General features: G+C 56.5%; 16 protein-coding genes. 8 read left to right on the forward strand and 8 right to left on the reverse strand.

All coding sequences use genetic code 11. The features are described 5' to 3' along the window. Positions 1-12: 12 nt before the first annotated feature. Positions 13-1,872, reverse strand: a complete 1,860-nt coding sequence (locus tag CGLUCO_RS06490) for a methylmalonyl-CoA mutase family protein (protein ID WP_005393966.1) — start codon at positions 1,870-1,872, stop codon at positions 13-15. A gap of 700 nt (positions 1,873-2,572) precedes the next feature. Here CGLUCO_RS06490 and CGLUCO_RS06495 point away from each other — a divergent pair. Beyond that, the gene (locus CGLUCO_RS06495; RefSeq protein WP_084036329.1) at positions 2,573-3,346 is read left to right on the forward strand and encodes a TVP38/TMEM64 family protein; all 774 of its coding nucleotides are present in this window, start codon (positions 2,573-2,575) and stop codon (positions 3,344-3,346) included. Between the two features lie 351 nt (positions 3,347-3,697). Continuing rightward, entirely contained in the window at positions 3,698-4,258 is a 561-nt protein-coding gene (locus CGLUCO_RS06500; protein ID WP_034989047.1) for a hypothetical protein, read from the forward strand. 407 nt (positions 4,259-4,665) lie between these two features. On the opposite strand, the gene CGLUCO_RS06505 is transcribed toward CGLUCO_RS06500, so the two are convergent. The 3 genes from CGLUCO_RS06505 to CGLUCO_RS06515 all read right to left on the reverse strand — a co-directional run bounded on the left by CGLUCO_RS06505 (position 4,666) and on the right by CGLUCO_RS06515 (position 7,689). Next, positions 4,666-5,985, reverse strand: a complete 1,320-nt coding sequence (locus CGLUCO_RS06505; protein WP_005393971.1) for an SPFH domain-containing protein — start codon at positions 5,983-5,985, stop codon at positions 4,666-4,668. Positions 5,986-6,167: 182 nt separating this feature from the next. Beyond that, a complete protein-coding gene (locus CGLUCO_RS06510) occupies positions 6,168-6,602 on the reverse strand; it encodes an NfeD family protein (protein WP_005390039.1) in 435 nt (144 codons plus the stop codon). A gap of 253 nt (positions 6,603-6,855) precedes the next feature. Then, complete coding sequence (locus tag CGLUCO_RS06515; protein ID WP_005390036.1) at positions 6,856-7,689, reverse strand: DUF3097 domain-containing protein; 834 nt, start codon at positions 7,687-7,689, stop codon at positions 6,856-6,858. Positions 7,690-7,919: 230 nt separating this feature from the next. Between CGLUCO_RS06515 and CGLUCO_RS06520 the strand changes: the two genes are divergently transcribed. Beyond that, positions 7,920-8,651 carry an Rv1486c family protein gene (locus tag CGLUCO_RS06520; RefSeq protein WP_084036328.1) on the forward strand — a complete coding sequence of 244 codons (732 nt, stop codon included), beginning with the start codon at positions 7,920-7,922 and terminating at the stop codon, positions 8,649-8,651. 226 nt (positions 8,652-8,877) lie between these two features. Here the strand turns inward: CGLUCO_RS06520 and CGLUCO_RS06525 are convergent, their stop codons facing one another. From CGLUCO_RS06525 to CGLUCO_RS06535, 3 genes are all read right to left on the reverse strand, one after another. After that, the gene (locus CGLUCO_RS06525) at positions 8,878-10,080 is read right to left on the reverse strand and encodes a ferrochelatase (protein ID WP_081446517.1); all 1,203 of its coding nucleotides are present in this window, start codon (positions 10,078-10,080) and stop codon (positions 8,878-8,880) included. A gap of 692 nt (positions 10,081-10,772) precedes the next feature. After that, complete coding sequence (locus tag CGLUCO_RS06530) at positions 10,773-12,599, reverse strand: DIP1281 family NlpC/P60 protein (protein ID WP_084036327.1); 1,827 nt, start codon at positions 12,597-12,599, stop codon at positions 10,773-10,775. 1,460 nt (positions 12,600-14,059) lie between these two features. Beyond that, positions 14,060-14,545, reverse strand: coding sequence for an Rv1476 family membrane protein (locus CGLUCO_RS06535; RefSeq protein ID WP_232621843.1), 486 nt, complete (start codon positions 14,543-14,545; stop codon positions 14,060-14,062). A 905-nt stretch (positions 14,546-15,450) separates the two neighbouring features. Between CGLUCO_RS06535 and can the strand changes: the two genes are divergently transcribed. The 4 genes from can to CGLUCO_RS06555 all read left to right on the forward strand — a co-directional run bounded on the left by can (position 15,451) and on the right by CGLUCO_RS06555 (position 21,534). Continuing rightward, positions 15,451-18,267 carry an aconitate hydratase gene (gene can, locus CGLUCO_RS06540; protein ID WP_084036326.1) on the forward strand — a complete coding sequence of 939 codons (2,817 nt, stop codon included), beginning with the start codon at positions 15,451-15,453 and terminating at the stop codon, positions 18,265-18,267. 368 nt (positions 18,268-18,635) lie between these two features. Then, complete coding sequence (locus CGLUCO_RS06545; RefSeq protein ID WP_081446516.1) at positions 18,636-19,196, forward strand: TetR/AcrR family transcriptional regulator; 561 nt, start codon at positions 18,636-18,638, stop codon at positions 19,194-19,196. Positions 19,197-19,243: 47 nt separating this feature from the next. Beyond that, complete coding sequence (locus CGLUCO_RS06550; RefSeq protein ID WP_005390026.1) at positions 19,244-19,954, forward strand: glutamine amidotransferase; 711 nt, start codon at positions 19,244-19,246, stop codon at positions 19,952-19,954. A 128-nt stretch (positions 19,955-20,082) separates the two neighbouring features. Next, complete coding sequence (locus CGLUCO_RS06555; protein WP_005390025.1) at positions 20,083-21,534, forward strand: amino acid permease; 1,452 nt, start codon at positions 20,083-20,085, stop codon at positions 21,532-21,534. Positions 21,535-21,678: 144 nt separating this feature from the next. Here the strand turns inward: CGLUCO_RS06555 and CGLUCO_RS06560 are convergent, their stop codons facing one another. Further along, positions 21,679-22,194 carry a DUF4112 domain-containing protein gene (locus CGLUCO_RS06560; protein ID WP_232621842.1) on the reverse strand — a complete coding sequence of 172 codons (516 nt, stop codon included), beginning with the start codon at positions 22,192-22,194 and terminating at the stop codon, positions 21,679-21,681. Between the two features lie 228 nt (positions 22,195-22,422). On the opposite strand from CGLUCO_RS06560, the gene CGLUCO_RS06565 reads away from it, so the two are divergent. Next, positions 22,423-22,689 carry an ACT domain-containing protein gene (locus CGLUCO_RS06565; RefSeq protein WP_005390022.1) on the forward strand — a complete coding sequence of 89 codons (267 nt, stop codon included), beginning with the start codon at positions 22,423-22,425 and terminating at the stop codon, positions 22,687-22,689.

Here is a 22,689-nt window from a genome sequence, read left to right on the forward strand (position 1 = left end):
TTCTCAATCCTCCTAGGCACCAAGCTTGGTGAGCATGTCGGACAGGGTTTCGCCTGCGTTGATCTTCACGTTGAGGTAACCATCGGGAGCGTCTTCCTTGCCTTCGAAGCTCTTCTCAGAGCCGGCAAGCAGGATCGTCTTTCCGGTCTCACGCAGTGCCTTGAGAGCCTCGAGGCCGCTGGCCTCGTACTCCTTGTCGTTACCGCAGATGATGAGGATGTCGGCGGCATCGGCTGCTTCTTTGAATCCGTCCTCGCCGGGGACAACCTGACCGGGGTTATTGACGGCAATGCCGCCGGTACCCACGAGGTTGGTGATCCAGCCAGTACGGATGTTGTGCTTGGCCAGCGGGCCGAGCGGGATGAGGCCGACAGTCGGACGAACACCGTGCTCCTCGAGGTAGTCGTCGGAGCGGTTGCGCATTGCCTCGAACTCGGCTGCCCAACGGCGAACACCCTTGGGCTCCGTGCGAGATTCCTTGGACAGTGGCTTCTCCGCCAAGTTCGGGAACTCGTTGATGGCCGTAACGGACTTCTTGCGGCGAGAAATATCCTCGTAGCGAGCCTTGGAGGTGGCATCGAGGGTCTCGCGGATGAAGTCTGCTGCTGCGGTGAAGCCGCCCTTGGACTCGACCTCGGTGAACAGCTTCCACGCAGTTTCTGCGACCTCTTGGGTCAGCTTCTCCGCGTAGTAAGCACCACCGGCGGGGTCGATGACGTAGCCAAGGTGCGACTCCTCGATGAGGAGGAGGTTCGTGTTGCGCGCAATGCGGTGGACGAAGTCGCGGGACGTGTTCGGAAGGCCACCCTTGATAGCGAAGTCGAAGGGCAGAACTTCCATATCGGTCGATCCGCCAACACCGGCGGAGAATGCTGCCACCGTGCTGCGGAGCATGTTGACCCACGGATCACGCTGGGTGAACATCACCGGGGCGGTGATGGCGTGCTGCGGCGTGTGCGCGGCGAGCTCGGGTACACCGAGAACCTCTGCCACACGCGCCCAGAGGATGCGGGCGGCGCGGAACTTGGTGATCTCGTTGAACTGCTCGTCAGTTGCTGCGAAGCGGAAGGACAGCTGGTTGAATGCATCCTCCGCACTCAGGCCTGCGTCGACAAGCTTACGGAGGTACTCGACAGCAGCGGCGAGTACGAAACCGATTTCCTCGCCGTCAGAGGCACCCTGGTTGGAGAAGCTGACGCCATCGACGAGGATGGCGCGAGCATCAGCCTTTGCCTCATTGCCGAGCTTGGCTAGCTCGACTGCATCGTCGATAGACACGGACTCGGAGTCATCGTAAGAAGCGGTAAGCGGAGAAGCACCGAACTCGATGTGGATCTCCTCTTCCTTCTCCTGACCGGAGGCGAGCTCAAGGAGAACCTTGGCGGCCTCAACGGCATCCTTGCCGGCTTCCAAGCGGACCGGAGCGTAAGCGAAGAGCACCTTGTCCAGCGCCTGCTTCAGATCTGCGGGCGCAATATGGTCATCGCCTCGCAGGTCGACGACGATGGAGTTCGTGCCGTAGTTAAGAGCGTGCAGGACCTTTTCGTTGGTCGTCTTTGCATCGCCCTCAGCACCGAAGCGCTCGGTGATGCCCCAACCCTCAGCCTTTTCGCTTGGCCCCTTGGCACCGCGGAGGTACGGGAACTTACCGGGTTCCGGTGCTTCCGCTAGCTCGTCGGCACGGGTAAAGAGCGGTTTAATTTTAATGTCATCGTAAGTGGTGCGGATGAGGCGCTTCCAGATGTCCAGCGGAACGTCAGCGACGTCCTTCTTGTGGACACGAGCGAAGACCTTCGCAGCTGCCTTGCACCATTCTTGCTGAGTTTCTTCGAAATCAGCCGGCAACGGAGTGCCGTTGTGTGCATCAGTCACGGGGATGAACCTTCTTCCCTATTACTGGTTAATTATTTAATGAACACGAGTGTGCAGTTCGACAAAAACTGGGTAGAAACGCTATCTCCTTCGTTTCTCCCCGTTTCTTGCGCTCTACGCCTAGCGTCCGGGTGGAAATCTGACCAGTCACAAGAGTTGACCGATGCAAAACAACCTCCTTCTCCGGCTTTTCCCGGCGCAGAAAACCGACTAAACACATTCGTCTACTTAGTTTAACCAGTTCGTCGCCATATTGCTTGAGGCACGAAACTTCCGGAGACCTCGCTCTCACTATGGGAAATAGGTTGTTAACTGGTGGTTTAGGAAAATTGGTCTGACGTTGCTCAAAAAAGTGTGCCCGATCTCACCCGATTTATTCCGAATAATCACCAAAACGAGCCGAAAAGGACATATTTTCACCATTGTTTAACAATGTGAGGATCGTCGGTGTCGGCAAATCATGCGCACTCAGGGGCTCTCCGGCGAACTTCCTCGCCCCATGACACCTACCCCTTGACACCACCTACCCCGTGACGCCTATTTGTCACTGCTCCCCTTACATCAGGTTTTCCCGGCGTGTCGACGCGCGCGTGCAGCGAACTATATCGCGTACGGATGGTGGTTGGCGCCGATACTCGTGACGTGGTGATTGTGGGCGCGGTTAACGATGTCCACTCGACTGGTTTAAAATGTGGCCACCATGACAGCTATTTTCCGCACGGCGGTGAACTGGATTAGCCAATTCGCCGACTTTTGTCGCACCGTCGTAACCGATGCCATTGCCACCTTCATGGCCTTCCCACGCTGGAAAAAGCTTGCTCTCATTGTGGCCGCAGTAACAGCTGTTGCACTTCTCATCTTCGTCGACGTGCCGAGTGTCGAGTTGCTTCGCCAGTGGGCGGATAAGGCTGGGGATTGGTTCTTCCTCCTCTATTTCCTCATTTACGTCTTTTTCACTCAGTTCCCCATTCCTCGTACGTTCTTCACTTTGATGTCGGGGATCTTCTTTGGCCCGGTACGTGGCTGCCTTCTTGCACTCACTGCGACAACAGTCTCGGCAATCATATCTTTCGTTATCGTTCGTCATTTCTTGCGGGATTGGATGGCACCGAAGCTCAGCCACCCCGCTGTCGCCGGTATCGATGAGCGCCTTCGCCAGCGCGGTTGGCTCTCGGTGACGTGTTTGCGAATGATCGCAGGGATCCCGTTCTTCGTCCTTAACTACTCCACGGCTGTCAGCTCTATTCGTTTCCTACCCTACATCGTCGCAACTTTTATCGGCTTGGCTCCGAATACGATCGCGATTGTTCTTCTCGGCGACACGCTCACTGGGCACGTGAACCCCGCTCTCCTCTTGGTATCCGCTGTGCTGCTTGTCCTCGGCGTGTCCGGCCTCATCCTCGATGCCAAACTCCCCGTCCGGGAAAATCGACACTCCACCTCGACCCAATTGTCTGCGCCGGAGCGGGGTTAGACAAACTGGAATGCGCCAGGTACTAATCGCTTCGCGGCATGGCGATTGGACCGCCGCTAATCCACTGACACGTTGTCCACATAGAGGTGAGCGTGGTCTGTACCTCCGCGTTGCCCCACACTGTAAAGAGCGATGTCTCCGCTGCGTATGGAAAGTGGCGACGAGAGTAAAGGCTACAGGGTAGACTATGTCAGTAGCCCGATAATTCGCGGGCAGACGGCCAGTGCACAGTGCCTCTGGGGCACTCGGTGGCAGGTGAACCGAGCAAAGGTAATGACGCCGGTGCTCATGCGTGAGTCAACACGTCTGTGCTCATTGGTGAGGTCTCCTGACAAGGAAGGAAGGCGCACGATGTTTGCTGTACAGGCTACCTACAAGGGAAAAGATAAGCGACGTGCCGAAATCGTTCGTCGTTCAGCCGAGGCTCTTTCCACGATCACTGATGGTCCAGCTTTTAGCGTGCACAACGTGGAGACCATCGTTGCCCCAATCACATCTTCTGAGTCCACCGTGGCCGTTATCATGGCTCTTTTATCCTCAGAGCAATGGCTTATCAGTCTCGGTTGTGGTTCGACTGCCGAAGAGGCGTGCGAGTATGCAGCTGTTGCTGCAAAGCGGGGTCCCCGCTCGCTACCAGTCACAGTAGCTACACCTGACCACGAGGAAATTTACGAGCAAGCGATTGTTGATGCCTTCGTCCTCATTGCCTTCGTTCTTGCCAAAAGGTCCGATCAGGGCCGGGAAGCTACTGGGCTGATGCGAACGGGGCTTAGTCAGGTCGAGGCTGCAGAGGAGCTGGGGATCACCAAGCAAGCCATGAGCCAAAGGCTCAAAGCCGCCGGTTGGGATGCGGAAAATGCTGGATGGGAACTAGCGACGAGGCTTTTGGTCCAGGTATCACAGGCACTGTGAGCCAATGAACGCAGCTCACTAGCGACGCTCTTAACCTATGCAGGCCACGCCCTTTGGCGAGGCCACCAGGTGCCCGTCTGTGACGGAACTGTTCTGGGGGCATGAGAAAAACCGGCCGAAAGGTATACTCCGGCCGGTTCATGTGACCGTGACGGTCTTAGAAAACCTCCTATTGGAACCAAGCTCACGCAGCGTGTGTCTCCGTAACGCCACGCTAACGCACGCGGGTTGGCACTTCAGCGAGGTTCTTCTCCCATTTAACGGCGCTAGTGACGCAAGCGAGACTAGCGACGATAGCAAAAGAGAACAGCTGCCCGTAACGTGTCGGCTCAGCCGCAAACAAGTGCTACCACAATCAGTCACAAACAGGTGTTACCACAAGAGGCCACTGAGCGACAGACAGCTTCCTATTCGCCGAAGTGTGGAAGTTGACGTGCTTCAGTTTCAGGCGTGGCCTGGTGCGCACCCCCGGTGGGAGCCGGTGGAGTGACTGGCGTTTCGTCCTCTCCCGTCCACCTTTGGGAGAACTGAGTCTGAGGAGCCTCCAGTGCAGCAGGGTTTGTGTTAACTGGGCTTTCCGCGCGCTCGGCGGCTAGCTTCTCGTCTCGCTTTGCCTTTGCAGCCTCGTGCGGTGCAGGATCAACGGGCCTTGTGGCTTCCCTATTTGCCTTTGCCACGGCAGCGGCAATCTCTGGGTCTGATTCAGTCGAGAACCAGGAATCTGTCTCCTTATCTTCAACGATATCCAAGCCCTCTGAGTCCACGGGGGCCGGCTCGTAACGGAAGACGTCGTCATCGTCTTTCCTGGCGAACGATTTGGCAAAACGTTCAAGAGAATCACCGAATTCACTCGGGATCATCCACACCTTGGACGACTGTCCCTCTGCGATCTTCGGCAGCTTCTCCAAGTACTGGTAGGCCAGCACTTCAGGCGTGACTTTCGCAGCCTTAATGGAAGCATTGATCTTCTGGATGGCCTTAGCTTCACCCTGCGCCTCTAAGTAGCGGGCTGCTCGCTCGCCTTCCGCGCGGAGAATCATCGCTTGACGTTCTGCCTCAGCACTCAAAATGGCGGCTGACTTTTCACCCTCAGCCATCAGAATGCGAGCCTGCTTTTCGCCCTCGGCTGTGCGGATATCAGCCTCGCGTTGGCCTTCTGCTGTGAGGATCATTGCACGCTTCTCGCGGTCCGCCTTCATCTGCTTCTCCATAGACTGTTGGATCGACGGTGGCGGATCAATTGCTTTCAGCTCTACGCGAGAAATCCTCAGCCCCCATTTGGTGGTGGCGGAGTCAAGCTCACCACGCAGCCTCCGGTTAATGACGTCACGGGAGGTAAGCGTCTCCTCCAAAGTCATACCACCGACAACATCGCGGAGTGTGGCAACAGAAATCTGCTCAACACCAACGATGTAGTTGTCCACACCGTAGATGGCCAGCTTCGGATCGTTGATTTGAAAAGTGACGACGATATCAATCGCCACGGTGAGGTTATCCTCAGTGATGACTGCCTGAGGAGGAAAGCTGACGACCCGCTCACGAGTATCAATCTTGGCGCGGATGCGGTCGACGAACGGAACTAGGAGCGTTATTCCGCCCTCCACTGTGCGCGTGTAGCGACCGAGACGCTCGATGACTGCCGCTGTTCCTTGCGGGACCAGAGCAATGGAGCGTGCCACAACAACGACAACCAGGAGAAGAATAAGCCCGAATAATATAAAAGACATGCTCGGAATCGCCTTTCGGTTGGTTATGGGACATCTTTCCTCCCCAGCCTACGTGTTTTAGACCACCGCTGCTGGACGGCTTTTCCTGCAAGCCGGGATGGAACAAACCTTCTGATAGAGATGGGGCCGGAGCGTCGAAAAGCGAAAAACCCTGCGAGTTAGCTCGCAGGGGCACAAAACCGCTACGCCTGGACGTCTTCCCAAACCACTGCGGTATTTCCCTCAATACTCACGACACGCACGACTTCTCCAGGCAGGAATTCGCGTGAAGGGTCAAGACTCTGCGCGGACCAGATGGATCCGTCCAGCCGGATCTGTCCGGAGTGAGCGCTCACTGTTTCGAGCACGTGGCCGGTTTTCCCTTCAAGTGCTTTCTGCGAGGTGTCGAGGATGGGGCTCTTCATCATGCGGCGCCTAAGCCAGGGGCGAAGGAGAAAAAGAAGTCCGATGGCAAAGATAGCGAAAGCGATGATCTCCGCTGCGAGCGGAACGCCCGCGAGGGAAACACCGGCGGTGCCCAGGGCGGCAAGCGCAAGCATCAAGAGTGTGAAGTCACCGACAGCTAACTCGGCTGCGCCGAGCGCCAGTGCTGCAATTAACCAGACTAAAGAACCCACAGCTTTTAGGGTACATGAGCGATTGCTCTATGCGTAGCTCTTCTCCGCCCGTCAGATGACCTTGCCGGAGTGCTTGCATTGCTGGAGTGCTTTGCGTTGCCGGAATGTTGACCGTGGCGGAATGATGACGTTGGCGGAATGATGACGCTGTCAGAGTACGCGGAACAAAGGCGGTGCGTCCACGCGCCCAATGTACTCAATCACCAGCAATAGTGCACAATTCGGCAGCGAATTGTGCCCGGCTGGGAGACTCTTACTGCAGATCTTCCTTTGCAAGTTGCGGGTTAGTGACGAAATCTACGAGTCTCTCCACGGCGTTGATGAGCGTGGAATCGACATCCTTGTACGAATGGACGGCGTTGTACACACGGTTCCACCCTTCCTTCGGCTCGTGCCACCCCAAACGATCGCATACTCCCTGTTTCCAGTCCTCCCCTCGTGGTACATCTGGCCAGGCACGGATTCCTACTGCCGCCGGCTTCACAGCTGCCCAAATATCGATGAAAGGGTGGCCTGTGACGAGGACGTGCGGACCGACGGAGTCCGTCAGGCGGGTTTCTTTTGATCCTCGGACGAGATGATCAGCCAGAACTCCTACGCGTCGTCCCTCGCGCGGTTGGAATTCTCGCAGTTTATCCGGCAAGTTATCGAGTCCCTCCAAGTATTCCACTGCCACACCCTCTACGCGCAGGTCATGACCCCAGATTCGCTCGACGATGGCGGCATCGTGAATCCCCTCGACCCAAATGCGGGACGGGAGCGCGGTTCGAGCCTGGTGGTTCTCAACAAACCGCGATCCAGAGTTGGAATGGCGCGGTTGCTGCGGCGGAATATAGCGCGTGGGGGTGACACGCACGCCGTCGACCATGAAAGCCCCCGCTCGTACAGGAAATATCCGCGTCTTTCCGTACCGATCCTCCAAGCGGAGCATGTCACCTTGAGGTGTCTTCTCCCAGCCGACAACCGCGCCTACGTAACCATCTGCGACAACCTCGAAAACAGTTCCAAGTTTCGCCACCACCTCTTTATATTGGCGGGGTCGGTTCCGCGCATGTCCGTCAAAAATATTGCCTGAGTACCGGTTCATGGGTGAAATAGTAGTGAACCGGAGGCACATAGTAGCCAACAGGCCAACGACAATGCGTCGGAGGAAACTATCGAAAAATGGAACGGCGAGGTACGAGCAGCGGGGGCGGTAACAGAATGAGGCATGCCAGTGCGGTAACGTTACGTTTCCCAGAAGCCCGTTAGTTTTCGGGACGCTGCTCGTTTCTGGTTTTGTCCGCCACAGGTTTTTCATCAACATGAAGGAGCGCAATGAACCCACGCGATCTTGTCTATTCGCCAGAGCAAAACTGTGCTCTTTGGCTATCTGCGTGGGTCCATGGTGCAGTATCCCTCGATGATGCTCAAGATGCGCTATGGGAGCTCGACCTCGCGATGGATGATGACGTGTTGCGTGTTCTGCGGGCACAGATGGAGGAGGCAAGAAATACCGACGCTGACGAGGGAACGGGAATCGTTCGCCTCCTGCTTGGGGGATACGGGCGCCCTCTGCCGAGAGGCGTCTATGACGGTTTCGGCATTGTTGCCGGCCCGGTCGTTCATGCCTGGTCCTCGACGAGCGATGATGAAGGTATGACGGTGTGGTCGTATGCCACACACGATACAGTTCTATTTCGCGAACCATCAATGCCCGGCGAAGCCGACTTTATGCTCGCTGAAGCAACGCGCCGCGCTTCGGAATTAATCGATGCCCTCCAGCCGACCTCGTCCCGCTCGTCGAAGCTCACCCAGCCACGCCTCATTGTGGGCACACTCACAGACTTTTACGAGGCTCCGGGGTTACCACCGGGAGTCTCGCCCCGCGCGGAGAAGCTCATTGCTCGTGCTAACCGCGTGGCTGCGATTATTGAGACGGTACAGGACCGCGCACGCGACCATGCTTTCGATGCACAGCTATTTCCCTTGCTGGCGAAAATCGCTGAAGCGCGCGTCGCTGCTGTTGCGGCTGCCGACCGTGAGTATCAGCGCGGATCCGGGATGTAGCTCCCTACCTCCGATACCACGTTTATACACATATACACCTTTATACTTTTATATAGGTATATAGGAGTGCGAATAAAGGGGTGCGTACTAGTCCTTTGACCTGCACCCCATGAGGTGGCTCCAGACCATCCATTTCCGGCGAGCGGGGAGCCCCATACGGTTTATCCACGAAACGGCCAGAAGGTCTTGGCCATCTCGTGGAGGATATCCGGTGCGAGCGTGAGGCTTACCTATGCCCTTCAGCCTCATGAGCGTGAGCGGTATGACCATGCTTCGAGCTCCCATGCCCATTGCCGTGCATTGGACGCGCAGAGACACAACACCCCTCTGCGCAAGGTGCACCATTAAGGGAGCAACCGCGTAGCGCGACTGTGATGGGGCCTTTTATACGTAGTGGTGCTTTGCCGGCTTCATATTCCTCAATGAGGTCGACGATCATCGCCGTGAAGTCAGGTGTAGGACCAACGGTCGCAGCACGAACGATGGTCATTCCCCATTCGTCTGCTGCAACCTTCAGTTCGTTATCAAGATCCCAGACCACCTCGGTGTGGTCGGAGATGAATCCAACCGGATAGACAACAAGGTCATTGATGCCACGTTCGTGGAGGTCTCGCGCATGGTCGACTATGTCTGGCTCGAGCCACGGGGTGTGGGGGGAACCAGAGCGCGACTGCCACACAAGGTCATAATTTGGAATCCCGAGACGCTCGGCGATGATGGCGCACGTTGCACGAATCTGGTTAGAATACAGGGTCCCGTCAGCGGGTACACCGGAGTGTTCATCGGCAGCAGTGGGAATCGAGTGGCCGGTGAAGACTAGGCGGGGTGTATCCTCTCTGCTGAACTGTGAGAAAGCTCGTTTCACAGACTCCACTGAGGGGTTGATAAACCCGGGATGATCGAAGAATTGGCGAAGCTTCACCATTGTTAGACGCGGGAGGTCTTTGCGTTCCAAGTGGTTGAGCGCACGCTCGATGTCCTCGTCGTATTGCCTACAACCGCTGCTACCTCCCCACGCAGACGTTGCGAAGACGTAGACATGCGTGATTCCGTCTCCCACCATCTCTTCGACGGTTTCTTCGATGAACGGATGCCAGTTTCTGTTGCCAAAATAAACCGGAAGATCCCTACCTCGCGCGCTGAGCTCTTCTTCTACATTGTTGATGATCTCTCGGTTCAGTGCGTTCAGAGGGCTGACACCACCCAGATGGTGGTAGTGGACTTCCACTTCGTCCAGGCGCTCCGGCGGAATCCCGCGACCACGGGTGACGTTTTCCAAGAATGGCCGGACGTGATCATGGTGCTCCGGCCCGCCAAACGAGAGAATCATGAGGGCGCATTTCTTATCGCCGGAACTTTCTGTGTTTGTGCCCCGCCGTGCGGATGATGCTGACAAGGAATTTTCGTCGGTGAAACCTAAGGAAGCCATGGTGGCATAGTACCGTGCCGACTTTTTCCTTCGACCTCCGGGCATCCAACTTTGGTTGGACTTGGTGGCCGATTCAACTGGAGGCTGTGCGCAAAGGCAGTGTGGGAGTGTGCTTCAGGCATCTCTGCCGATCGTGGCTGAGGGGGACTCCCCTCAGCGCTGAAATCAGGTGATCCACCTGAGATACCCAGCAGTTCATGCTGGGAAAATGGAAGCGACAGTGAAACAGCGACGATGAAACGTGGTGGAGCAACAACAGTCACCCACGGACGGTTGACCCGAGCGGAATATAAACGCTACTTACCGGCGCTCACCGTTGCCCGAAGCTACTCGCGGCTGCTCACAGCTGCTCACAGCTGCCAGCAGCTGCTCACCTTACGGTTCTCCTGAGGCTACTGCACAGAAGGTGCGCGGCCGTCGTCATACCGAGTCCAGGTCGGCCATTCCTCTCCCCCGAGAGTCCCCGCTTCAGGAAGCACACGGCCGGTTGTGCATAGGCTGCGGGAGCGTGAAAAAGCCGTGGGAGTGTGTCCTGCACACGCACTCTCACGGCTGGTCTATTTCTCATTTGTTTGTTGGCGGATGGTCACTGAGACCATCGTTTCCCTACTATCTAGCTTCTCGACGCCCCTCCGGAAGTCGGTTCCTCCGGCTCGTCGGGCCCCGCCCGTCGCGCTTTCTGAGGTGCCTTTCTAGATGAGGCGTACGGCGTTGGGAGCCATGCCACCGTAACGAACAGAGCTAATCTGCACAACTCCACCTGATTGTGGTGCCTCGATCATCTGGCCGTCACCAAGGTAAATCGCCACGTGCTGATTTCCTGATGGCCCCCAGAAGAGCAGGTCGCCGCGCTGAATCTGGCTGATATCTACCTTGGTTCCGCGCTGGTATTGGTAGCCAGTGTAGTGCGGAAGGGCAATGCCAGCACCGGCAAAGGCATAAAGCACAAGCCCGGAGCAGTCGAAACCAACCTTGTTGTAGTCGCCATACGTGTCCGCGACTCCACCGTCGCGAATTCCCTTTGTTGGGCCGGATGCATTACCGCCACCCCACGCGTAGGGAGTACCAAGCTGGCTCTTCGCACGGGCAATAACCGTCTCGATGCGTTGATTCTTTGAGCCGGTGATAGCCGACGACGCCTTGTCGGAGAGATCCTCCATGGTGCCGAGATCCAAGTACTTTCCGGCTCCATTCGACTCATCCGAGAGACCGGAATTGCCCAAATTAGTCAGGGCATCGAGCAGGTCCGACTCCGTCGTGGCGTTGCCAGAGGTACCACCGTTGCCCGAGGCGACATCAGCCGTCGTGGAACTCAATGAGGAGGAACCGGAGAGAGCAGGGAGTACGTTGCCGAGGGCATCGACTGTCTTAAAGGGGTCATCCAGTGTTCCCGGATCCAGGAGACCAGAATCAACAACAGCTTGAGCGGTGTTAACTGCGGTGTTGGCCAGCTGCAAGTAATCAATCTCACGAGGAGCCGGTGCCCCGCCGCCTACGCGATCTGCAACCTCCGGAACACTAGACCCTGAGGCGGACGAACCCTGTTCCCCATCGGCTGCTCCACCTACCAGTTGTGCATCCACGTTCCCATTTGCGGTTGCCGTGGCTCCACCGTTGGAATTGTCGGCCTGAGGAGCTGCGGAAGACCCTGGTGCATCCGAGCCTGTCTCAGGTTGGGGCGCTGCAGAAGTCGCCGTCTGGTCTGCCTCGCGGATCGGAGCCGGAGCAGCAGTATCAGCACCTGGATCGGTCACGCCTTGATTGCTGGGAAGAACCTGCGCGCCGATCTCATTCGTCTCACCCGCGCGTAGCCCCTTGAGCCGATCGATCTCCTGTTTTACCTCGCGGGCCTGATCGAGTAGCTGCTGCCGCTCGTTCTGCTTTGCAGACAGCTCGAGCGTATGCTGCGCAATTGCATCCTTGGCAGATTGTTCCGCCGCGAGCGCATCCCGTTCTCGCTGCTCAGCCTCTTGTTGAGCTGCGCGAAGAGCGGACTCCTTGTTGGCCTTCTTTGTCCGTTCTGCATCCAGCGCATCAACGACACCGCGCTGTTCTGCCGTCTGGCGTCGTAGGAATGTGAACCTGTCAAGCTCACGCTTGGCATCGCTACTGGATGAGAGCATCGATGAGTGTGCACTTGTTGAGCCGTGTCGATAGGCGGTGCGAGCTAGTTCGTCGAGCCGATCTTGGGCGTTGGAGACCTCCAACGTTGCCTCATCAAGCTCCTGATTTGCCGCTGCAGCATTTTGCCGGGCCGCCTCGGCAATGATCTGTGCATCCTTCAGATCCACGAGGGCTTGATTAACGGCTTCTTGCAGGCCACCCATCTGAGCCTCAAGCGCGGAAATGTCTGAAACGGCGCTTGATAGCTGAGTCGCCAACTGTGTCAGCTGACTGGCATCGATATCTTGGGTCGATGCAACAGGTACGTTGGTAGCAGCCATCATCGTTATGATGCTCACCGCACCGATTGAAACGGCGCGTTTTTTCAGTCGACGGACTGGAGAAAAGCAAACCACGAGGTCTCCTCTTACTTTCGAAACCTCATTGAGATGGAGACCGACCTTTCACAGCGCGCGTTCGACCGCGCCGTGAGCATACCCCGGCTGTACCAGCAGCATGTGGTGTGCAAGAACACCCACCACCACTGGAGTACAGCCCGCAGTTGCGCGTAAGACGCGTACTCACGGTGAAAAGACCCGACATCGTCCAATCTTGACAAGGCTTCAGTTATTGTGCGCGCTGTACTGTGCGGGATCGCAGACCAGAAACTGCGAAGCACAGGCCGTACACGCGTGTGCAGGAATCGCCGGTTCCCCGATTAGACGCGTAGCTCACAAGCCCACCCCACGTGCGCTACTGGGTAAGAAAATATGACGGCCTCGCTACACGGAACTCGCCCGTTCTTCCACGTTCGCTCACTCAGCGAGAGTACGTACGCTTCGTGAATCCCGGTGAAAAACCTGCTTCAGTGTTGCAACCGCCATGCGAGAAATGGTTGTGCCTTTCATGCAAGCTTCCCCACTGGCCGAAAGTGCTACTCCCAAATCACTCAAGTCAAGTACATGAACCTGACTATGTATCGCAAGTGATGGTTGATTTTGTTGAGTTATTCGTCGCCTCGTGAGCCGACTACGCTTAGGTTAATTCACTTTGGTCAAATTTGGGAACGTCAACCACGATTTTCACATAAGGCAAACTCCGAAACATGACCAACACCCGTTCTACCTGGCACCTTTCCGTTATCAAGTCGTTATGTGATTTTGGTCACTATAATGGCGACGCGCCGTTAAACCTTGAACTTAAACTTGAGAGTTTTTGGTAAAGGGTGTGTTCTTGCTTCCGCGTCAGCAGGCCATGCGGAGCTCGGTTTGTGGCCGTTTTTCCGGCTATATTTTTTCCAGCTCCCACTGGCGCGAGAGGTATAGCGAGCACTGGCCGTCACTCTCTCGCTGCAATTGTAAAGGTTTCAGGCTTGACGAACTTTTGGCTGTGGCACACTGCGGCACACCACAACGCGACCGCGCCCGCACCATTACGCGAACCGCGAACGTTGCTTTTAGCGACGAGTGTTTCTTAAGCCCTCCAGCGGGGCTGTGATGTGCATTACTCGTGGGGCGAGTTTCCACACTGATGATCCATGTTGGTGATACATGGTCTTCTTTTTGTGGGCGTTGAGCGTGCTCAACCGTGAATGCCGTCGCTGCTCACTAGCTGCACTCCTATCCCCTTATCTGAACGCCCTTTGTCCCCCAGCCTCACGTGCCTTTCCTGCTCCAGCAACACGCACACTTTCATCATTTGCCCGAAGGGGCCTGGTCGTAACGAGTAAATCAAGCACGTAATAGTCAGCGAAGAAATCGAATCGAGCAAATCCACTCGGTACCGCTCTGGCTCATCGCTCCCGCATGCATGAGTTGCATGCACGAGGTGGCTGTTTTATCTGCTAACGGAATATTTCTCCGGCGAGGAGATCTTGTTAGGCAGGCCGCGAACGGCGGGCGAAGAACCAGGTACCGGCAGCAACCAGCACTAGCCCAATGAGAACGACGATTCCAACGAGCGCCCACGGGATACTACTGGATGACACATAATCGACGAAGAAGTTAGAGGCGCGTACGTAATCGGGATCGGCAAGGAAATGATACTGAGCAGCCTCAAGAGTCGCACGGGAGACATCAGTGGAGACGACGGCACCAGACATCGGATTACGAACAAGGACCAGATCTGCCCCCGTGTTGTTGAGTAACTCCTGCGCAATATCTCGTAAATCAGCAGTATGAGCGGGCGTTTGGTCAATGAAGGCGATTTTCATATCGCCGATCCCTTGCTCTTCAGCCTTCTGTGTGACAGCGATGAGCTGCTCTTCCATGCTTGGGTATTGATCCGCAAGTGAACCAATGTATACGCCATCAGCATCGAGCTCATGAACCAGTTCATTGATATCCACGTCCTCTGGAATCACTACCAGCTCTCTTTCCGTCTTGTTCACATGCTGTCGATTACTTGTAGCGCTGCCGGTCAACGTCAGCAAGACCACAGTACACAGACCTGCAGTCATTCCACCGCAGCGGATCCATCATGCATGGCGGTCTTTCGGGACAGCCTTTCAGGTGCCCCTGGTTGCCCTATTCTAGCGGGTCGCCAGCCGACATCGCATGCCGACATCGCAGACCGGCCTAGACATGTCGCTGATGTCGCTTATCACTGGTCTCCCGTGGGTCCACAGATCACCACATAGCTATTCTCCCGTTTATTCCTTCTCCTATTTCCTCCTTTATTCTTTCCTCCTTTATTCTTTCCCCCGCTGTCCCTTTAATACTTTAAGGTCTTATTCTCTCAGGCCACTTTCTATTAGTCCTCCCTTTAGTCCACTGTCTTTTTGGTATTGGTGGCTCCATCTTCTGGTGTGCTTCGGGATGGGATAAATATGAGCGGCTTTGCGGGCTAGCTTTTCAGCTAACTTTATGGGCCGGCAATCGGTTACCGCGCCCGTGCGGTTGCAGTACCCGCTGCTGGGCCGTCTCATTCCCCGCAACATTGAACGCTGTGGGGGTGTGATCACCAGCAATTCTGAGAGCGGAGGCTTCAAAACGTGGGAAATCCACCCCACACGGGGCTAGACAAAGGGGGAAATCCGTGAATTTAGCCACGTTTAGCCCCACATCCAGAACCAGAACGCCCGTACTGTTATTATTGTTTGTAGTGAGCCAGTTCGACTACTGCGGTGTCTCGCCGAACAGCCTGCCGGTGGAGTAGCCCAGAACCGAGACCGGATGCAGCCTTCAATGGCCCAAACCGCCGGTTTACTGGCCTCATGTGAAAATAGTGCACTGGTGAAGATCGACATAAGGAGTCTGTTAAACGCTTATGGCTACCTCAAAGAACTCGTTTGGGGCAAAAACGCAGCTAACCGTAGGTGACAAAACCTACGATTACTTCGCGCTTTCCGCTGTCCCAGGGATGGAGAAACTCCCGTATTCGCTTAAGGTTCTTGGTGAGAACCTGCTGCGCAATGAAGACGGCAAGAACACCACCGAAGAACACATCAAGGCAATCGCCAATTGGGACCCCAAGGCTGAACCTTCCACGGAGATTCAGTTCACCCCGGCCCGCGTTCTTATGCAGGACTTCACGGGTGTCCCCTGTGTAGTGGATCTTGCCACGATGCGCGAGGCTGTGAAGGATCTGGGTGGCAATCCGGATCAGGTTAACCCGCTCAACCCGGCAGAAATGGTCATCGACCACTCCGTTATCGTGGAGGCATTCGGTGACCAGAACGCCCTCGCCGAGAACGTAAAGATTGAGTACGAGCGCAACGAGGAGCGCTACCAGTTCCTGCGCTGGGGCTCCAAGAGCTTCTCTAACTTCCGCGTTGTTCCTCCGGGAACGGGCATCGTTCACCAGGTGAACATCGAGTACCTGTCACGCCTCGTTTTCGACAACGAGGGACTCGCGTACCCAGATACGTGTATCGGTACGGACTCCCACACCACGATGGAAAACGGCCTGGGCATCCTCGGCTGGGGAGTCGGCGGAATCGAGGCCGAGGCCGCAATGCTTGGCCAGCCCGTTTCGATGCTTATCCCGCGGGTCGTCGGCTTCAAGCTGACGGGCGAGATCCCCGCAGGTGTGACCGCAACGGATGTCGTGCTCACCGTCACGGACATGCTGCGTCAGCACGGAGTCGTGCAGAAGTTCGTTGAATTCTACGGCAGTGGCGTGAAGCAGGTTCCGCTTGCTAACCGTGCCACGATCGGCAACATGAGCCCTGAGTACGGCTCCACGTGTGCGATCTTCCCCATCGACGAGGTTACGATCGACTACCTGCGGCTGACCGGACGCTCCGATGAGCAGTGCGCTCTCGTGGAGGAATACGCAAAGGCCCAGGGCATGTGGCTCGATGACGATACGGAAGAAGCCGAGTACTCTGAGTACCTCGAGCTCGACCTTTCTACCGTTGTCCCGTCCATCGCTGGCCCGAAGCGACCGCAGGATCGTATCTTGCTGAGCGAGGCCAAGGAGCAGTTCCGCAAGGACCTCGCCAACTACACCGAGGATGAGGTGTGCATGGACGATTCCAAGCCCGCCAAGCGGATGGCCAACGAGGGTGGCAACATCGAGAACAACGTCCAGGTCACGGATCTGAACAAGTCTGGTGAGGGACACGGCGAAACCCTCGCTGTGGGTGCGAAGGGCCGCCCGTCGAACCCGATCACCGTCACCTCCCAGAACGGCGGCGAGTACACCCTCGACCACGGTATGGTCGCCATCGCTTCCATCACCTCCTGCACGAACACGTCCAACCCGTCCGTGATGATCGGCGCTGGCCTCGTTGCACGTAAGGCCGTGGAGAAGGGGCTCACCTCTAAGCCGTGGGTTAAGACCATCTGTGCTCCCGGCTCCCAGGTCGTCGACGGCTACTACCAGCGTGCGGACCTGTGGAAGGACCTTGAAGCGCTCGGTTTCTACCTGTCTGGCTTCGGTTGCACCACCTGCATCGGCAACTCCGGCCCGCTGCCTCTTGAGGTTTCGCAGGCCATCAACGAGAACGATCTCGCTGCTACCGCAGTTCTTTCCGGTAACCGCAACTTCGAGGGTCGCATCTCCCCCGATGTGAAGATGAACTACCTTGCTTCCCCGATGCTCGTCATCGCGTACGCCATCGCGGGCACGATGGACTTTGACTTCGAGTCCCAGCCCCTGGGCCAGGACAAGGAAGGCAACGACGTCTACCTCAAGGACATCTGGCCGACGACGGAGGAAATCGAATCCACCATCCAGTCCGCTATCTCCCGCGAAATGTACGAGGCTGACTACGCCGACGTATTCAAGGGTGACGAGCAGTGGCAGAACCTCGATACCCCGGAGGGCGACACCTTCGCATGGGACGAGGACTCCACCTACGTGCGCAAGGCACCGTACTTCGACGGTATGCCGAAGGATCCGGAGCCTGTTCAGGATATCTCCGGCGCTCGTGTCCTGGTGAAGCTCGGCGATTCGGTCACCACCGACCACATCTCCCCCGCCTCGGCCATCAAGCCCGGCACTCCGGCCGCCCAGTACCTCGATTCCAAGGGCGTTGCGCGTAAGGACTACAACTCCTTCGGCTCCCGTCGCGGTAACCACGAGGTCATGGTACGTGGTACGTTCGCAAACATCCGCCTTCGCAACCAGCTTGTCGACGTTGCTGGTGGCTACACCCGCGACTTCACCCAGGAGGGTGGCCCGCAGGCATTCATCTACGATGCGTCTGTCAACTACAAGAAGGCCGGCACCCCGCTCGTTGTCCTCGGTGGCAAGGAATACGGTTCCGGTTCCTCCCGTGACTGGGCCGCTAAGGGCACTAACCTCCTCGGTGTAAAGGCCGTTATCGTTGAGTCCTTCGAGCGCATCCACCGCTCGAACCTCATCGGTATGGGTGTCATCCCGCTGCAGTTCCCAGCTGGTGAGTCCCACGAGTCCCTCGGCCTCGACGGAACGGAAACGTTCGACATCACCGGTGTCACGGCCTTTAACGACGGCGAGATTCCTTCCACCGTCCACGTGACTGCAACGAAGGAGTCCGGTGAGAAGGTCGAATTCGACGCTGTTGTCCGCATCGATACACCCGGTGAGGCCGATTACTTCCGACATGGTGGCATCCTGCAGTACGTCCTGCGTTCCATGGCTAAGGGCGAGCAGTAATCTCTGCAGCTAGTCCGGAGTGTGTGATACCAGCTCACGGCTGACATCCGCACGCTTCTATACAGCAGGAAAGGGGGAGACGGAAAGCCCCGTCTCCCCCTTTCCTGTTCATTTTCTCTCCATCCACTCCCCACAAACCGACGCACGTGGAGCATTTTGTATTCTTTCGTTTTGATCAGTGCCGAATCGTGCGACTGCCACATCTGAGACTTTCAGGTCCCCCACGGATGTCGCTCGCTCCCAGCACCGGATTATCCCGACAACTTGCTGATCAACGCGTCAAGCGGCGGGTGTTGCGCCACGCCAAACTGACACTTCACTAAGTTAATCAATACTGTTACCCGAATTAGAAGGTGGTTTTACACATCGTGCCACGCGTTTCCGAAGAAGATCTGCATAATCGCCGAGCAGAAATACTCGACGGAGCACGCCGTTGTTTTGGCCAATATGGCTACGAAGGAGCCACCGTTCGCCGTTTGGAAGGGGCAACGGGAAAGTCCCGCGGTGCAATCTTCCACCATTTCGACGATAAGGAGGGGCTTTTCTTCGCCCTCGCCCGAGAGGATGCACAGCGACAGGCCGACGTCATTTCCTCCGCCGGATTAGTACAAGTCATGCATGAGATTCTCGACCACCCCGAACGACACGATTGGCTTGCTACTCGGTTGGAAGTCGTTCGCCTTGTCCGCACGGATCCCGGGTTCCGGGAGCGTTGGCAGGACCAACAGGAAATCGTCGATTCGGCTCTGCGTCAACGTCTCGCATCCACCCCCTCAGAGTCTCATCGGGATGCGCATGGTGTAGAGGTCCATCGCGCATTCCTTGAGACGATCCTGGACGGGCTTATCTCGCGACTGTCGATGGGAGAAGATCCGGATCTCCTCCGGGACGTTCTGGGGCTGGCTGAGCGTGCTGTGCGTGAGAACTAGTTCACCCCACAGCAAAGCCGAAATGAGGGACAAGTAGGATATCCTGCATGTCTTCATTCCTTTTAGTGTCGCCGCGCACCGGTGACGGTGTTGTCGCGCAGGAGTATAAGGATTTCCTCCAGGCCACAGGGCTGAGCCGCGACGAACTCACCCAGGTGCAACTGGATAGCACAGAGGATGTCCTTCCACCCCTCGACGGTTACGACGGCGTCATCGTCGGTGGCAGCCCCTTCAATATCACCGACAAGCTGCATACCCCCAAACAGATTCACATTATGGGGCAGCTCCGTACACTCATTGATTGCGAGCTCCCTTCAATCTTTATCTGTTTCGGTGCTGGTTTCGTCGCGTCCGAACTTGGTGGAAGCGTCGGGCGCACCCACCCCGAGGAATCGGGGGGTACAGTCGTCCACCTGACAGAAGATGGGAAGAGGGATCCCCTGCTTTCCTCTTTCCCTGATACGTTCCAGGCACTGACGGGGCACACCGAGAACATCACTTTGCTCGACTCGTCGTGTGTTCTCCTCGCCGAGGGGCCAACCTGCCCCGTGCAGATTTTCCGGTACGGGGAACACACGTGGGCAGCCCAATTCCACGCCGAGATGGATCCTGCATCCATGCAGATTCGAATGAACTTCTACATGGATTACGGGTACTTCCACAAGGAGGACTACGACGCAATCGTGGCCACCCTTCCCACAGTGGATACTACGTACTCAAATGGGCTGTTAGCCTCGTTTGTCCGTTACTGTCAGTAGCTTGCCGTTCCTTCATGCACCCACTCGAATCGTTTCTCCCAAGGGGGCGGGTGGTGCTCTTTGACATTCGGCACAAACACACCGACAATCAATAGATTATCTACCCTCACGCGGAAAGTGACTTAACTATGACTGAACAGGCGGAAAGCCAGCTTAAGAGGGGGTTGAAAGCCCGGCACCTCAATATGATCGCTATCGGTGGCGCAATCGGTACCGGCCTTTTCGTCGCCTCGGGCACGACTATTTCTCAGGCTGGTCCTGGTGGCGCGCTCGTGGCGTATGCACTGATCGGCATTATGGTGTACCTCATCATGCAGTCCCTTGGTGAGATGGCTGCCTACCTCCCGGTAGCCGGTTCGTTTCAGGAGTATGCACGCCGGTTCGTCTCCCCCAGCTTCGGCTTCGCCATGGGGTGGAACTACTGGTTCAACTGGGCGATCACCGTTGCTGCAGAGCTTGTCGCTGCCGCACTTGTGATGAAGTACTGGTTTCCGGAGGTGCCATCGATTATTTGGTCTGTAGTCTTCCTAGCTGCGATATTCCTTATCAATGCGCTTTCCTCACGGGCCTACGGTGAAAGTGAATTCTGGTTCGCACTTATCAAGGTCGTCACCGTGTTAGTGTTCCTGGCCTTGGGAACCTTCATGATCATCCGAATTTTCTTCAGCGCGGAGTCTGCGCTAGAAAATTGGACCACAGGCGAGGCTCCCTTTGTTAACGGCGGCTTCGGTATCCTCATGGTGTTCATCGCCGCAGGTTATTCCTTCCAGGGGACAGAGCTCGTGGGTGTGGCTGCGGGGGAGGCGGAGAATCCTGAGGAAACAATCCCGAAGGCAATCCGCACGATCTTTTGGCGCATCATGATCTTCTATATTGGAGCCATCGCAGTCATCGGCTTCCTCATTCCGTACACAGATCCGAACCTGCTCAACGCTTCGGAATCGAACATCGCGATCTCCCCGTTCACGCTTGTTTTTGACCGCGTTGGCGTTGCCTTCGCCGCTGCTCTCATGAACGCTGTGATCCTAACGTCGGTACTTTCCGCCGGTAACTCAGGGCTGTTCGCTTCCACGCGCATGCTGTACGCTTTGGCCACCGAGGGGCAGGCTCCACAATTCTTTGCCAAGCTGACATCCCACGGAGTGCCCCTTCGCGCACTGTGTGCAACGACGGTTGTCGGTATGACCGGTTTTATTACCTCCATTGTTGGAGACGGCACAGCCTACACCTTCCTGCTCACCCTCTCCGCTCTCGCGGGCTTTATCACGTGGATCGGCATCTCCTGGTCGCACTATAAATTCCGTTTGGCTCTCCGTGCTCAGAACGTTCCGCTGGAATCTCTCCCCTACAAGAGTCCCTTCTTCCCGCTCGGTGCAATCGTGGCGCTCGTGCTGTGCTTCGGTGTTGTCATCGGGCAGGCGATCGGTCCTGTCGCTGCGGGAGAGGACTTCCTGGCAATACTCACCCCCTACCTGGGAATTCCTGTGTTCCTTGCTCTGTGGGGCATTCACAAGCTCGTCACTGGTCTTCCAGCTGTGAAGCCGACTGAGGCTGATCTTGAACGGAACAAGAACTGGTAGGTTATCTCCGCTTTTCGACGTCTCCATCCACCGTCGCAGAAGGGGCCCCGTTACCTGTTGTAACGAGGCCCCTTCCGTGTGTCTACCCCTAGCGAGACGATGCGAAGCGAGACCAAAAGAAAATGGATCTGCTCGCCACCTCCTCTAGAACCAGCCGATCTGTCCAACTATGAAGGCGATGAGCCAAATGATGAGAGCGAGGACGGCTACGAATGCGAGGACAACAAGGACTCCCACCACAATGAAGTACCTCTTCGCACTCATCTTGGCCTGGTTTCCATCGGCGATCGCATTTTCCAAAAGCGCCACATTGCGCCGATTTGCCTTAAACAAAAAGTCGAACGCGTCACCGACAAGGGGGATGCTTCCGATGAGTGAGTCCAGCCCCATGTTGACAATCATCCTGAGCAGAACCAGTAATGGGACCCGGTACCGGAGGCCGTCGATAAGCGTCGAACCAGTTGCAACCATGGTGACAATATCGCCGGCGCCGGGGACGAGCCCCACGAGTGGATCAAGTCCGACGCGACGGTTCGTGCCCGGGATGGTGATGAGATCGTCGAGAAGCCAGGCGAGTGTACGTGAGGTTCCGCCGTGGCGCTGCCGTGCTCGCGTGACGGGCTCATCCTTTTGAACGGGTAGGTCATCAAATTCCTTCACGGTGGCCAATGTAAAGCACACGGGCGCGAGAAGCTAATCGGAGCGAATTGGGTCCGCCCTGTGCACGCCTTTCCTACCCTCGTTTGTTGTGCACGCCTTTACTACCCTCGTCGTATGCTGTGCACGCCTTTACTACCCTCGTATGGTGTGCGCACGAACAGGATGGTCGCTTGAGCGAAGAATCCCCCAATGCATAATTCTCACGTCAGGGGGTTATACTCATTTTTCATGATCGCGATTATCACCGTGACGGGCCCAGATCATACTGGCATCGTCTCCGCCGTAACCACGGCACTTGCAGAAAAGAATGTGAATATTTTGAACATCAGCCAGACGATCATGGATGGCTACTTCACCATGATTTTGCATGGGGAATGTGACGACGGTACTAACATCGCTGACCTTAAAGAACACATGTCCGGAGTGGGAGATAGCCAAAAGGTCGTGATCCGCGTCCAGTCCGAGGCCATCTTCACCGCTATGCACCGTGTATAG

This window comes from Corynebacterium glucuronolyticum DSM 44120 (genome assembly GCF_030440595.1).
Taxonomy (GTDB): domain Bacteria; phylum Actinomycetota; class Actinomycetes; order Mycobacteriales; family Mycobacteriaceae; genus Corynebacterium; species Corynebacterium glucuronolyticum.